Origin of the sequence: Mycobacterium sp. UM_Kg1 (genome assembly GCF_000972925.1) — a bacterium.
Taxonomy (GTDB): Bacteria; Actinomycetota; Actinomycetes; order Mycobacteriales; family Mycobacteriaceae; genus Mycobacterium; species Mycobacterium hiberniae.
Map to the genome: position 1 here is coordinate 1 of NZ_JRMK01000034.1, position 13510 is coordinate 13510.

12 protein-coding genes and 1 pseudogene are annotated in these 13510 nt (G+C 70.1%); 8 read left to right on the forward strand and 5 right to left on the reverse strand.

The features are described 5' to 3' along the window. Nucleotides 1-84: 84 nt before the first annotated feature. Both LI92_RS07660 and LI92_RS07665 read right to left on the reverse strand, forming a co-directional pair. The gene (locus tag LI92_RS07660) at nt 85-1470 is read right to left on the reverse strand and encodes an NAD(P)/FAD-dependent oxidoreductase (protein WP_046317707.1); all 1386 of its coding nucleotides are present in this window, start codon (nt 1468-1470) and stop codon (nt 85-87) included. A 108-nt stretch (nt 1471-1578) separates the two neighbouring features. Then, complete coding sequence (locus LI92_RS07665; RefSeq protein WP_046317708.1) at nt 1579-2250, reverse strand: SDR family oxidoreductase; 672 nt, start codon at nt 2248-2250, stop codon at nt 1579-1581. A 179-nt stretch (nt 2251-2429) separates the two neighbouring features. Here LI92_RS07665 and modA point away from each other — a divergent pair, with 179 nt between their 5' ends. From modA to LI92_RS07695, 7 genes and pseudogenes are all read left to right on the forward strand, one after another. Further along, complete coding sequence (modA, locus tag LI92_RS07670; RefSeq protein WP_046317710.1) at nt 2430-3185, forward strand: molybdate ABC transporter substrate-binding protein; 756 nt, start codon at nt 2430-2432, stop codon at nt 3183-3185. Between the two features lie 5 nt (nt 3186-3190). Further along, a complete protein-coding gene (locus LI92_RS07675) occupies nt 3191-3982 on the forward strand; it encodes an ABC transporter permease (protein ID WP_046317711.1) in 792 nt (263 codons plus the stop codon). A 62-nt stretch (nt 3983-4044) separates the two neighbouring features. Continuing rightward, a pseudogene (locus LI92_RS24605) lies at nt 4045-4428 on the forward strand (ATP-binding cassette domain-containing protein); the annotation flags it as partial. A 414-nt stretch (nt 4429-4842) separates the two neighbouring features. Beyond that, entirely contained in the window at nt 4843-5097 is a 255-nt protein-coding gene (locus LI92_RS24610) for a TOBE domain-containing protein (protein ID WP_502691412.1), read from the forward strand. Between the two features lie 36 nt (nt 5098-5133). Continuing rightward, nucleotides 5134-5955: an alanine and proline-rich secreted protein Apa gene (locus LI92_RS07685; protein WP_046317712.1), complete on the forward strand. Its 822-nt coding sequence runs from the start codon at nt 5134-5136 to the stop codon at nt 5953-5955. Between the two features lie 34 nt (nt 5956-5989). Next, complete coding sequence (locus LI92_RS07690) at nt 5990-6283, forward strand: GlsB/YeaQ/YmgE family stress response membrane protein (protein WP_046317714.1); 294 nt, start codon at nt 5990-5992, stop codon at nt 6281-6283. A 33-nt stretch (nt 6284-6316) separates the two neighbouring features. After that, complete coding sequence (locus LI92_RS07695) at nt 6317-7342, forward strand: zinc-binding alcohol dehydrogenase family protein (RefSeq protein WP_046317715.1); 1026 nt, start codon at nt 6317-6319, stop codon at nt 7340-7342. A gap of 10 nt (nt 7343-7352) precedes the next feature. On the opposite strand, the gene LI92_RS07700 is transcribed toward LI92_RS07695, so the two are convergent. The 3 genes from LI92_RS07700 to LI92_RS07710 all read right to left on the reverse strand — a co-directional run bounded on the left by LI92_RS07700 (nt 7353) and on the right by LI92_RS07710 (nt 11034). Further along, a complete protein-coding gene (locus tag LI92_RS07700) occupies nt 7353-8120 on the reverse strand; it encodes a CPBP family intramembrane glutamic endopeptidase (protein WP_046317717.1) in 768 nt (255 codons plus the stop codon). Between the two features lie 92 nt (nt 8121-8212). Beyond that, nucleotides 8213-8623, reverse strand: a complete 411-nt coding sequence (locus tag LI92_RS07705; protein ID WP_286134927.1) for an MmpS family transport accessory protein — start codon at nt 8621-8623, stop codon at nt 8213-8215. 5 nt (nt 8624-8628) lie between these two features. Further along, nucleotides 8629-11034, reverse strand: coding sequence for a phosphoketolase family protein (locus LI92_RS07710; protein WP_046317761.1), 2406 nt, complete (start codon nt 11032-11034; stop codon nt 8629-8631). Nucleotides 11035-11091: 57 nt separating this feature from the next. Here LI92_RS07710 and LI92_RS07715 point away from each other — a divergent pair, with 57 nt between their 5' ends. Continuing rightward, a complete protein-coding gene (locus tag LI92_RS07715; protein WP_046317719.1) occupies nt 11092-13458 on the forward strand; it encodes a CoA transferase in 2367 nt (788 codons plus the stop codon). Nucleotides 13459-13510: the final 52 nt, after the last annotated feature.

The following is a 13510-nucleotide window of genomic DNA, read 5'->3' on the forward strand; positions in this document are numbered from 1 at the left end:
CGTTCTTCAGCAGCTCGCACTTCACTCGGAGGTCTTCGTCATGTCACCACGCCACGCCGTACCCAACGTCCGTGGTCAGTACAGCTAGCTGACCGCGCGTTCGGCGCCGCGTTGCGCCTCAGCCGCCAGCACTTCCAGCTGCTCGAGGCGCGTGCGGGCGAAGGCCTGCTGCTCGGTGATGGTGAGCTGGCCCCGGCGGGTGCTCAGGAAGGTGACATTCCAGGACAGCAGGGTGCTGACCTTGTTCTTGAACCCGACCAGGTAGATCAGGTGCAGCCCCAGCCAGGCCAGCCACGCCAGGAAGCCGCTGAACTCCAGCGGGCCGATCTTGGTGACCGCGGAGAACCGGGACACGGTGGCCATGGAGCCCTTGTCCAGGTACTGGAAGGGTTCCCGGTCGGCGGGGTCGGCGCCGCCCAGTTCGGCCTTGATGGTGCTCGCGACGTGCTTGGCGCCCTGGATAGCACCCTGAGCCATCCCGGGAACGCCCTCGACCGCAGCCATGTCGCCGACCACGAACACGTTCGGGTGACCGGGTACGGACAGGTCGGGCAGCACCTTGACCCGGCCGGCGCGGTCGAGTTCCACCGCGGACTGCTCGGCCAGGTCGCGGCCCAGCGGGCTGGCGGAGACACCGGCGGACCACACCTTGCACTGGGATTCGATCCGCCGAGTGACGCCGTCGGAGTCCTTGATGGTCAGGCCGTTGCGGTCGACATCGGTCACCATGGCGCCGAGCTGGATCTCCACGCCCATCTTCTCCAGGCGTTCGGCGGCTTTGCGGCCCAGCTTCTCGCCCATCGGCGGCAGCACGGCCGGGGCGGCGTCCAGCAGGATCACCCGCGCCTTGGTGGAGTCGATGTTGCGGAACGCGCCCTTGAGTGTGTAGTTGGCCAGTTCGGCGATCTGCCCGGCCATCTCCACCCCGGTGGGGCCGGCGCCGATCACAGTGAAGGTCAGCAGCTTCTCCCGCCGGGCGGCGTCCCGGGACCGCTCCGCCTGCTCGAAGGCGCTCAGGATGCGGCCCCGCAACTCCAGGGCGTCGTCGATGGTCTTCATGCCGGGCGCGAACTCGGCAAAATGGTCGTTGCCGAAGTAGGACTGCCCGGCGCCGGCAGCGATGATCAGGCTGTCGAACGGGGTGTCGTAGGTGTGGCCGAGCACCTCGGAGGTGACGAACTTGCCCGCCAGGTCGATGCGGGTGACGTCGCCGAGCAACACCTGCGCGTTGCGCTGCTTGCGCAGCACGACGCGGGTGGACGGCGCGATTTCGCCCTCGGAGAGGATTCCGGTCGCAACCTGGTACAGCAGGGGCTGGAACAGGTGGTGGGTGGTGCGGGCGATCAACTTGACGTCGACGTCGGCGCGCTTGAGTTTCTTGGCCGCGGTCAACCCACCGAATCCTGAGCCGATGATGACGACCTGGTGGCGTCGGCTCTGCGGCGCAGTGACTTCAGGCTGGGCGCTCATGGGAATCCGGTTGCTCCTCGACGGTGACTGCGTTCCCCTAATACGCTAGTCGACCTAAAAGGCGGTCACTGCATCTGCTGGTTGTGGGATTAACCACTCCGGTTGGGGTCAGCCGAAGCAGGCCAACGCTCCGCGGCCGACATGCAGGGTCTGGCCGGTGATGTGCCGAGCCGCCGGAGAGGTCAAAAACACCGCAAGACGGGCGATTTCGGCCGCGCCGCTCGGAGGCACGCGGGTCAGCCCGTCATAGCCGGGGCGGGCGCCCTCGCCGGCGGCGACCACGTTGACGGTGATTCCGCGGGTGCCGAAAGCGGTGGCCTGCCCGGCGGTCCAGTTCGACAGCGCGGCCTTGACGGCGGCCTCGGCACTGCCGTCCGGCGGGTTGTCCGGCAACACCGAAATGATGGATCCACCCGAGCGCAGATGATCGCCGACGGTCCCGACGGTCAGTACCGCGGACAGCACGGTGGCGTCGAGCGCGCTACGCCACGCGGTGGCCTGATCGGCCAGCGAATAGCCGCGCGGATCGCCGCCCTGCCACTGGGGCGCCGGGACGTTGACGATGGTGTCGAGATGGTGTGGGAACAGCCCGCGGGCCTGCGCCATGCTGGCCGGGTCGGTGGTGTCGCAGACCACGGCCTGGGCGTCGAGCTCCTTGGCGGCCACCTCGAGTTCGGGGCCGCGCAGACCGGCAAGCGTCACTTTGTGGCCGGCCTCGCTGAAACCTTCGGCGACGACGCGACCCAATTCGGTGTCACCGCCGGTGACCAGCACATCCATCGGTAGGTCCTCCTCGTGTTCGCAGCTATGTTACTGGACAGTAGCGGGTTGGCGGTGCTGTGCCGGAACTCGGCACAGACACAATCCGGCCACAGTCCGGGCGCAGTGCGGTGCAGCGGACGCAACGACCCACGTCGCGGTGGCCCGTCGTGCTTGCTGTCGCCGTTAGGCTGCGTGCTATGCGGCGTTGCGGGGCGGTGTGCGGTGCGGTGGTCGCCATGCTGGTGGGGGGCCTGACCGCCTGCAGTTCCGGCCCCGCGGGGTCGTCGATCACGGTGTTCGCCGCGGCTTCGCTGGAGCCGGTCTTCACCGAGATCGCCACGCGGTTCGAGGTCGATCACCCGGGCGTGACGGTGGCCTTCAACTTCGCCGGGTCCGCCGATCTGGCCACCCAGCTGGTGCAGGGCGCTCGCGCCGACGTCTTCGCCTCGGCCAACACCACCCAGATGGACAACGTCGCGCAGGCCGATCTGCTGGACGGCGCGGCGGTGCCCTTCGCCACGAACACGCTGGTGATCGTGACGGCGCCGGGCAACCCGCATGCCGTGGGCTCCTTGGCGGACCTGGCCGCTCCCGGGCTGTCCGTGGTGGTGTGCCAGGTGCCGGTGCCCTGCGGGGCGGCCACCCGCACCGTCGCCGGGGTCGCCGGGGTCGCGCTGCACCCGGTCAGCGAGGAACCCTCGGTCACCGACGTCCTCAACAAGGTCATCACCGGACAGGCTGACGCCGGTGTCGTGTACCGCACCGAGGCGCAGCACGCCGGGGACAAGGTGACCGCCGTGGAGTTCCCCGAGGCCGCCAGGGCGGTCAATACCTATCCGATCGCCGTGCTGCGGGAGACATCCCATGCGGGGCAGGCCCGCGCCTTCGTGGATCTGGTCACCGGCGAGACAGGACGCACGTTCTTGCGCGCAGCCGGCTTCGGTAGGCCTTGAGCGGCATGGTCGGCCGGCCTGATGACCTGCCGGGCTGGGTCTATGTGCCCGCCGCCCTCGGCGCGGCATTCGTGGTGTTGCCGCTGGTCGGGATCGCGGTCAAAGTCGACTGGCCGCATTTCTGGTCACTGATCAGCAGCCCGTCGGCCACCACCGCACTGCACCTGAGCCTGCGCACAGCGGCGGCCAGCACCGTGCTGTGCGTGCTCCTGGGAGTGCCGATGGCCTTGGTGCTGGCGCGCAGTCGCGCGGCGGTGGTGCGCATCCTGCGACCGCTGGTGCTGCTGCCGCTGGTGTTGCCGCCGGTGGTGGGAGGCATCGCACTGTTGTACGCCTTCGGGCGGCTGGGGTTGCTGGGCCGGTACCTGGAAGCGGCCGGGGTCCACATCGCCTTCACCACCACCGCGGTGGTGCTGGCACAGACGTTCGTGTCGCTGCCGTTCCTGGTGATCGCCCTCGAAGGTGCGGCGCGGACGGCCGGTGCCGACTACGAGCTGGTGGCGGCCACGTTGGGCGCCCGGCCCAGCGCCGTCTGGTGGCGCGTCACACTGCCGCTGTTGACCCCCGGCCTGGTCTCCGGATCCCTGCTGGCGTTCGCTCGCTCACTCGGAGAGTTCGGGGCGACGCTGACCTTCGCCGGCTCCCTCGAAGGTGTCAGCCGGACTCTGCCGCTGGCCATCTACCTGCAGCGGGTGTCCGACGCGGAGGCCGCAGCGGCCATGTCGCTGTTGTTGGTGGCCGTTGCCGTACTGGTGGTGGGGATGCTGGGCGCAAGGCAGTGGGGCCGCATCCGATGAGCGCCGACGCGGTGGGGCTCACCGTGCGCGCCGTGGTTCCCGAGCGCGGCCTGGACGTGCGTCTGAATCTGGCGCCGGGCGAGATTCTGGCGGTGCTGGGGCCCAACGGGGCGGGAAAGTCCACGCTGCTGCACGTGATAGCGGGTCTGGTGCAACCCGATGAGGGGGTGGTGCGGGCGGGAGACCGGATACTGACCGATACCGGAGCCGGGGTGCGGGTGGCCAGCTTCGCGCGGCGGATCGGTCTGCTGCTGCAGGACCCACTGCTGTTTCCGCACCTGAATGTGGCGGCCAACGTGGCATTCGGCGCGCAGCGCCCCCGGTACCGCCCGCCATGGCGACGGGCGGGTGCGCATGCGGTGGCGGCGCCGTGGCTGCGCGCAGTCGGCGCCGAGGGACTGGCCGGGCGCCGGCCCCACCAGCTGTCCGGGGGACAGGCGCAGCGGGTCGCGATCGCGCGGGCCCTGGCCGCCGAACCGGAGGTGCTGTTGCTCGACGAGCCGCTGTCCGGTCTCGACGTCGGCGCGGCGTCCGCGGTGCGCAGGGTGCTGCGCGAGGTGCTCGGCGCCGCCGGCCGCACCACCGTGCTGGTCACCCACGACCTGCTCGACGTCTTCGCGCTGGCCGACCGAGTGGCGGTCCTCGAATCGGGCCGGGTCGCCGAGGTCGGCCGCACCGCCGACGTGTTGGCCGCGCCGCGGAGCCGGTTCGGCGCCCAGATCGCGGGATTCAACCTGGTCGCCGGGGTCCTTGACGACGCCGGCGTGTTGCACACCGGTTGGGGGGAGACCTGGCGCGGGAAGCCCGGCGATGGTGCGGAACCGGGCCGGCCGGCGGTCGCGGTGAGTGCACCCCAGGCGGTGGCGGTCTATCGCGAGCGTCCGGGACCCGGCAGCCCGCGCAATGTCGTCCAGGTGACCTTGGCCGGGCTCGAGGTCCGGGGCGCCACGGTTTCGGTCCGCGGTGTCGAACAGCCGGATGGAGCGCCGGGATTGGCCGCGGACATCACCGCGGACGCGGCCGCCGAACTGCGCCTGGCGCCGGGGGAGACCGTCTGGTTCGGGGTCAAAGCCCAGGAGGTGACGCTGCGCGCGACACACCCCGGGGCGGCGTAACTTGCGTACCGATGGCAACACGGTAGTTTTTCTGCCATGAAGCAGGTGGACCTGACCTCACGGGGCATCCGGGCGATGGCGGTGACCGCGCTCGCCGGTGCATTGGCATTCGCGGTCGCGGCGCCGGTACACGCGGATCCGGCCCCGCCGCCTCCCGCCCCGCCCACCGCGGACACCGCGCCCGCAGACCCGAACGCCCCCGCGCCCGCCGCCGAGCCGGCCCCCGAGTTGGGCCGTGTCGACGACGTCGCGGGCGGGCTGAGCTTCGTGCTGCCGGCCGGCTGGGTGCAGTCCGACACCACCCACCTCGAATACGGCTCGTCGCTGTTGAGCAAGAAGACCGGTGACCCGATGCTCCCGGGCCAGCCGGCGCCGGTGGCCAACGACACCAGGATCGTGCTCGGAAAGCTCGACCAGCGGCTGTATGCCAGTGCCGAGACCGACAACGCCAAGGCCGCCACCCGCCTGGGGTCGGACATGGGCGAGTTCTTCATGCCCTACCCCGGCACGCGCGCCAACCAGGTGAGCGCCCCGCTCAACGGGGGCGGCCTGACCGGCAGCGCCTCCTACTACGAGGTCAAGTTCACCGACCCCGCCAAGCCGGTCGGCCAGATCTGGAGCGGCGTGATCGGTGTACCGCCGGCCGGCGACGCCGCCGGTCCGCAGACCGAGCGCTGGTTCGTGGTGTGGCTGGGCACCGCCAACAACCCGGTGGACACCGACGCGGCCATCGCGCTGGCCGAATCCATCCGGCCCCTGGCGCCGCCGCCCGCCGAGCAGGTTCCCGGCTCGGTTCCCGGCCCGCCGGGCCCGGCTCCCGCTCCCGCTCCCGCTCCGGCCCCGGCGCCCGCCGCCTAGCCCGCGCGGTTCGCGGTCCCGCTCGGATCCCGCTATGGCCGGAAGCCACCTCGCTGCTGCGGTGTCCCCGCCGACGTCGGTCAGTTGGCTGGCCTACGTTCTGATCGGCGGCATCGCCGGCTGGCTGGCGAACCGCATCATGAAGCGCGCCGAATCGGGCATCCTGCTCAACATCGCCATCGGTGTGATCGGCGGCTTCATCGGCGGGATGCTGCTCGGCTGGTTCGGTGTCGACGTCGAGGACGGCCGCCGGTGGTTCACCTTCTTCGTCTCCCTCGGCGGGGCCATCGTCTTGTTGTGGGTGGTCGGACTGATCCGACGCAGGTAGCCATGAGCGCGTTCCAACGCGCACCATAGGACTATGGCGTCGAGGGTGGCCGGGGAGATGCTGAGCTGGCGTGTGCAGCGGCCCGGCCCGATAGACAGCAAGCCACTGGAGCGGGTCAGCACCGCGGTGCCGCGACCGCAGCCTTCGGAGCTGTTGCTGGCAGTCCACGCCTGCGGGGTGTGCCGCACCGACCTGCATGTCGCCGAAGGCGACCTTCCCGTGCACCGTCGCGGGGTGATCCCCGGCCATGAGGTGGTCGGTGAGGTCGTCGAGGTGGGCGCCGACGCCGGTACCGACTTCGCGGTGGGCGACCGGGTGGGAATCGCCTGGCTACGGCACACCTGCGGCACCTGCCGTTTCTGCCGCCGAGGTGATGAGAACCTGTGCCCGCACTCCCGCTACACCGGCTGGGACGACGACGGCGGGTACGCCGAATTCGCCACCGTACCTGCGGATTTCGCGCATCACTTGCCCGCCGGATATAGCGACGCCGAGTTGGCGCCGCTGTTGTGCGCGGGCATCATCGGGTATCGCTCGTTGCAGCGCGCGGACCTGCCGCCCGGCGGTCGGTTGGGCATCTACGGGTTCGGCGGCAGCGCGCACATCACCGCCCAGGTCGCGCTCGCCCGCGGCGCCGAGGTGCATGTGATGACGCGTGGCGCGCGGGCGCGGGAACTGGCGACAGAGCTCGGCGTCGCCTCGGTGCAGGGCGCCGCCGACCCGCCCCCGGTGCCGCTGGACTCGGCGATCCTGTTCGCCCCGGTCGGGGAGCTGGTGTTGCCGGCCTGCGAGGCGCTGGATGCCGGCGGTACCTGCGCGATCGCCGGAATCCACCTCAGCGACATTCCGCCGCTGAACTACCAGCGCCATCTGTTTCGGGAGCGCCAGCTCCGGTCGGTCACGTCCAACACCCGCGCGGACGCCCGCGCTTTTCTGGACTTCGCCGCGCAGCACCACATCGACGTCACCACGCCGCTCTACGCGCTGGATGCCGCCGACCGGGCGTTGGAGGACTTGGGTGCGGGCCGGATCGCAGGGGCAGCGGTTCTGGTGGTGTAGGGCCGCCGGGCTACGACGACACCTGCCAGACAAGGGCGGCGGCAAGCGCGCCGACGCCGTTGAGCGACCAGTGCAGCGCGATCGGTGCGATCAGGCTGCCGCTGCGCCGCCGCAGCCAGCTGAACACGAATCCTGCGACCGCGGTGGCCAGCACCGCCAGCGTCACTCCGGCGAGCATTCCCAGGAAACCGCCCCCGAAGATGCGGGTGAAGCCCACGTTGTTACTGGTCAGCCCGAGCGATGTGGCCACATGCCACAGCCCGAACAACAGCGAACCGGCCGCCGCCACCCCGCGAAAACCCCAGGCCCGGTGCAGCGCGCCGTGCAGTGCGCCGCGGAACGCCAACTCCTCGGGAATGACGGTCTGCAACGGAATGACCACCATCGATGCCACCAGCGCGCCCGACAGCGTGGCGTAGTGGTTGTTCAAGAACAGCGGCCGGGTCACCGGCAGCAGCACCCCGACCGCGATCACCGACACCACCACCAGCACGGCGGCCAGCGCGTAGCCGAGCCCCGATCGCCAGTGCGCGCGCCCCAGGCCGAGTTCGGTCCAGGTCAGGCCGCTGTAGCGGACCAGCGCGATCAGGCCGACGGCGGTCGCCGGGACGGTCGCGACCGCGGCCCAGGGCGTGGTGAAGTGCGCGATCACATTGGCCAGGGCCAGCACCACCACCACAACGGCGACATCGACGACCGCACGAAACCGGTTCAGCGCCGACAAGTGCCCCACCAGGGGGTGCCATCCCCCCGGCGCCGCGAACTCGTGAGCAGACATTGGTCGAAATCCTACCCGCGGCGCCGCGGACGGGGCGGCGTCGTGAAAGCGGCGTCGTGAAAGCGGCGTCGTGAAAGCGGTACTACTTGGGACTACTTGGGGCCGTGGGTCTCGCACAGCACCCGCGCCGGAGCTCCAGTGGCGCTGTTCTGGCTGACGACCTTGCCGTTGACGCTGATGGTGCAGGTCAGCGAGCCGGGTCCAGCGCTCTGGGCGCTCAGCGAATAGGAGGAGGGGCTGGTCGCGTTGGTCATCGATCCGGTCAGCTGGATCGACCAGGGCAGCGCGGCGTTGGTGGCGTGGGCCTGACCGTTTTGGCCCTGGTAGGTGATGTAGCCGGCGACACCGGTGCCGGTGAGGTCGTAGCGGACCGGCACCCGGGTGTGGTCGGGGGTGGCGCCCGCCGCACCGGCTCCGGCGATGGCGGCCGACGCGACGAGGGCGCCGAACAGCAACGACGTCGCTTTACGGGGCATCCGGACGGGTGCGGGGTGAGCGGTCATGGCCGTCACCTTATCTCGCTGCCCTCGCGGTCTGCGCCCGATCGCCAGGTCCAGTTGCTGATGCGGGGGTCGTCCTCGCCGTGTTCGCGGGTGTAGCGGCGGGCGGCCAATCGGGCGTCGACCATATGCTGGCGCAGCACCGCGCAGCGGCCGCCCAGGCTGGGCACCCGGTCGATCACGTCCATCACCAGATGGAAGCGATCCAGGTCGTTGAGCATCACCATGTCGAACGGCGTGGTGGTGGTGCCGCGTTCGCGGTAGCCGCGCACGTGCATCTCATCGTGGTTGGCCCGCGAGTAGGTGAGCCGGTGAATCAGCCATGGATAGCCGTGGTAGGCGAAGATCACCGGCTTGTCGCGGGTGAACAGGGCATCGAACTCATTGTCGGGCAAGCCGTGCGGGTGCTCGGATGGCGGCAGCAGGCGCATGATGTCCACCACGTTCACCACGCGCACGGCCAGGTCGGGAAGCTCGCGGTAGAGGATGTCGGCCGCGGCCAGCGTCTCCAGGGTGGGGATGTCCCCGGCGCAGGCCAGCACCACATCCGGCTCGCCGGCGGTGGTGCCCGCCCACTCCCAGATCCCCAGACCGCGGGTGCAGTGCGCCACCGCCGCAGGCATATCCAGGTACGCCAGTGCCGGTTGCTTGCCGGCGACGATGACGTTGACGTAGTCGCGGCTGCGCAGGCAGTGGTCTGCGACCGAGAGCAACGTGTTGCCGTCCGGCGGCAGATAGACACGCACCACCTCGGGCCGCTTGTTGGCGACCAGATCGATGAACCCGGGGTCCTGGTGCGACGCCCCGTTGTGGTCCTGACGCCAGACATGGGAGGTCAGCAGATAGTTCAGCGAGGCGATCGGCCGACGCCACGAGAGCTCGCGGCTGACGGCCAGCCATTTGGCGTGCTGGTTGAACATCGAGTCGACGATGTGCACGAATGCCTCGTAGCAGTTGAACAGCCCGTGGCGCCCGGTCAGTAGGTAGCCTTCGAGCCAGCCCTGGCACAGGTGCTCGGAAAGCACCTCCATGACCTGGCCTTCGGGGGCCAGATGGTCATCGCAGGGTTCGGTCGGCGACAACCACACCCGATCGGTTGCGCCGAAGACCGCCGACAGCCGGTTGGATGCGGTCTCGTCGGGACCCATCAACCGGAATCGAGTGCGGTTGCGGTCGATGACGTCGCGCAGAAATGTGCCGAGCACGCGCGTGGCTTCGTGTGTCTCCGTAGCCGGCCGGTTCACCGGCACCGCATAGTCGCGGAAGTCGGGCAGGTCCAAGTCGTGCAGCAGCAGCCCGCCGTTGGCATGCGGGTTGGCGCTCATCCGGCGGTCGCCCCGCGGCGCCAGCGCCGCCAGCTCCGGCCGCAGGCGCCCGGCGGCGTCGAAGAGCTCCTCCGGCCGGTAGCTCTGCATCCACTGCTGGAGCTGGCGGCGGTGCCCGGGGTCGGTGCGGGTCTGTGCGAGCGGCACCTGATGGGCGCGCCAGGTTCCTTCCACCTGTTTGCCGTCCACCGTCTTCGGCCCGGTCCAGCCCTTGGGGGTGCGCAGCACGATCATCGGCCACACCGGCCGCGTCGGTGCGGAGCCGGAACGCGCGGTGTGCTGGATCGCCGCGATGTCATCGAACGCGTCCGCGAGGGCGGCCGCCAGGGATCGATGCACCAGGGCCGGATCGTCACCGGCGACAGTGATGGGTCGATACCCGTAGCCGCGCAGCAGTGCCTCCAATTCCGGGTGCGGAATACGGGCCAGCACCGTGGGATTGGCGATCTTGTAGCCGTTGAGGTGCAGGATGGGCAGCACGGCGCCGTCCACCGCCGGGTTCAGGAACTTGTTCGAGTGCCAGCCGGCGGCCAGCGGGCCGGTCTCCGCCTCGCCGTCGCCGATGACGCATGCCACCACCAGGTCCGGATTGTCGAAGGCCGCGCCGTAGGCGTGCACCAGCGAATAGCCGAGCTCGCCGCCCTCGTGGATGGAGCCCGGCGTCTGGGCGGCCACGTGGCTGGGGATGCCGCCGGGAAAGGAGAACTGCCGGAACAGTTTCCGCAGCCCGTCGGTGTTGTGGCCGATACCGGTGTACACCTCGCTGTAGGTGCCCTCCAGATAGGCGTTGGCGACCAGCGCCGGACCGCCGTGGCCGGGGCCGGTGATGAAGATGACGTTGGCGTCGCGCTCGCGGATGATCCGGTTCAGGTGCAGGTAGAGCAGGTTCAGGCCAGGCGTGGTGCCCCAGTGCCCCAGCAGCCGGGGCTTGACGTGCTCGGGCAGCAGCGGTTCGGTCAGCAGCGGGTTGTCGAGCAGATAGATCTGGCCCGCCGACAGATAGTTCGCGGCCCGCCAGTAGGCATCGAGGCGGGCCAGCTCATCGTCGGGGAGTACAGGTGTTGATGGAGTGACGTCAGTTGCACTCATCTTTTCCATTGTCCCGCCGAACCCGGACCCCGGCAACCGGTTCATTACCCTGTCACCGTGTTGTTGGACGCTGTTCGTGTATTGGATCTGGCCGGCGCAGACGCCGACGCGGTAACCCGGCTGCTCGCCGACCTGGGAGCCGACGTGCTCAAGGTGGAGCCGCCCGGCGGCAGTCCGGCGCGCACGGCTGCGCCGTTGCTCGGCGGCGTGAGCATTCCGTTCGCGCTGCACAACGCGAACAAGCGCAGCCTCGTGCTGGATCCCGCCGAGGACCGAGACCGCCGCAGGTTCGCCGAGCTGGTGGCCACCGCCGACATCGTGGTGGACAGCGGCCGGCCCGGACGGGCCGCCGACTTCGGCACCTCTTGCGCAGAGCTCGCCGATCGCTTTGCCCATCTGGTGACGATGTCGGTCACCGATTTCGGGCAGACCGGGCCGCGCTCGTCGTGGCAGGCCACCGACGCGGTGCTCTACGCGCTCTCGGGAGCCCTGTCGCGGTCGGGTCCCACCACGGGGACCCCGGTTCTGCCGCCCGCGGGGATCGCCTCGGCGACCGCGGCGGTGCAGGCCGCCTGGGCAGTGCTGGTCGCGTACTACAACCGGTTGCGCTGCGGAACCGGGGACTACATCGACTTCTCCCGGTACGACGCGGTGGTCACCGTGCTCGACCCGGTGTTCGGGGCGCACGGCCAAGCCGCGGCTGCGCAACGCGCGTCGAGCCGCTGGCGTGGGCGGCCCCGCAACCAGGACGCCTATCCCATCCTGCCGTGCCGCGACGGTTATGTCCGGCTCTGCGTGATGTCGCCGCGACAGTGGCGCGCGCTGTGGAGCTGGCTGGGTGAGCCCGCGGAGTTCGCCGATCCCAAATACGGTGTCATCGGCGAGCGGTTCGCGGTGTGGCCGCAGATCAGCGCCTTGATCCGTCAGCTGTTCGCCGACCAGGACATGGTGGATCTGGTGGCAGCCGGGCAGTCGCGCGGTGTGCCGATCGCCGCCGTGGGGGACCCGGCGCAGGTGCTCGAGCAGGAGCACTTCGTGGCCGCCCAGGCGGTCACCCGGGCGGAGCTGGCGCCGGTGCTGTCCGCAGCGATACCGACCGGCTACTACGTGGTCGACGACCAGCGGGCCGGCTTCCGGTCGCAGGCTCCGGCCTGCGGCGACGCCGACGCCGAATGGCTGACGGGTCCCTCGATCGGGCCGGCGTCCGACGCCGCCGTCGGCGCCCGGCCGTTCGAGGGACTGCGCATCGTCGACCTCGGGATCATTGTGGCGGGCGGGGAGGCCAGCCGGCTCTTCGGCGACATGGGCGCCGAGATCATCAAGGTGGAGAGTCCGGCCTACCCGGACGGGCTTCGGCAGGCGCGGCCGGGCGAGGCGATGAGCGAGTCGTTCGCCTGGACACACCGCAACAACTCCGGATTCGGTCTGGATCTGCGCAGTCCGGCCGGCAAAGAGATCTTCGCCCGCCTGGTCGGCACGGCCGATGCGGTGCTGGCCAACTTCAAACCGGGCACGCTGGCCGCCCTCGGCTTTTCCTACGAGGTGCTGCGCGAGCTCAATCCACGGATCGTCCTTGCCGAGAGCAGCGCCTTCGGCGAGACCGGCCCGTGGAGCGACCGCATGGGTTATGGCCCGCTGGTGCGGGCCACCACCGGAATCACCGCCCTGTGGACCGCCACCGACGACGAGGGTGACGCGAAGCGCCACCCGTTCTACGACGCGACCACCGTCTTTCCCGATCATGTCGTGGCGCGGGTCACTGCCCTGGGGGCGCTGGCGGCGCTGATCGGGACCCGGCGCACCGCGACGGGCAGCCACGTCCACGTGTCGCAGGCCGAGACCGCGGTCAATCAGCTCGACACCATCTATGTCGCCCGTGCGGCGGGCTCGTCAGTTCACCCTGACACCGCGGTGGATCTGGTCTGTCCCTGTGCAGGAGACGACGAATGGTCGGTGATATCGATCCGCAGCGATACCGACATGCTTTCTGTAGCAGCAGCTTTCGGCGACGCCTCGCTGGCGGACGATCCGCGTTTCGCGACCGGCGCCGATCGGGTCGCCCATCATGGCGAACTGGCGGCCGCGCTGGGTCGCCACACCGCGTCCCAAACTCCCTTGAGGGTCGCTGAACTGCTGCAGGACCGGGGAGTGGCCGCTGCGCCGATGAACCGGCCGCCCGATGTCGCCGACGACCCGCAGCTGGCGCACCGAGCGGTGTACGCGGCGATGACCCACCCGCTGATCGAGCACGCGTTGCCGGCCGAGACCGGTCCCGCGCCGTACCGCAACATCCCGCCCGCGCTGCAGCGTCCCGCGCCGCTGCCCGGGCAGGACACCCGGGCGATCTGCCGCTCGATTCTCGGGCTCGAGGACGACGAGACCGACAAGCTGATCGCCGACGGAGTGCTTTTCGCCGCCGATTAGCCACCGCAACGAACCGGTTCGGACGCCGGGCGGTTGCGTCCCGGACTCATTC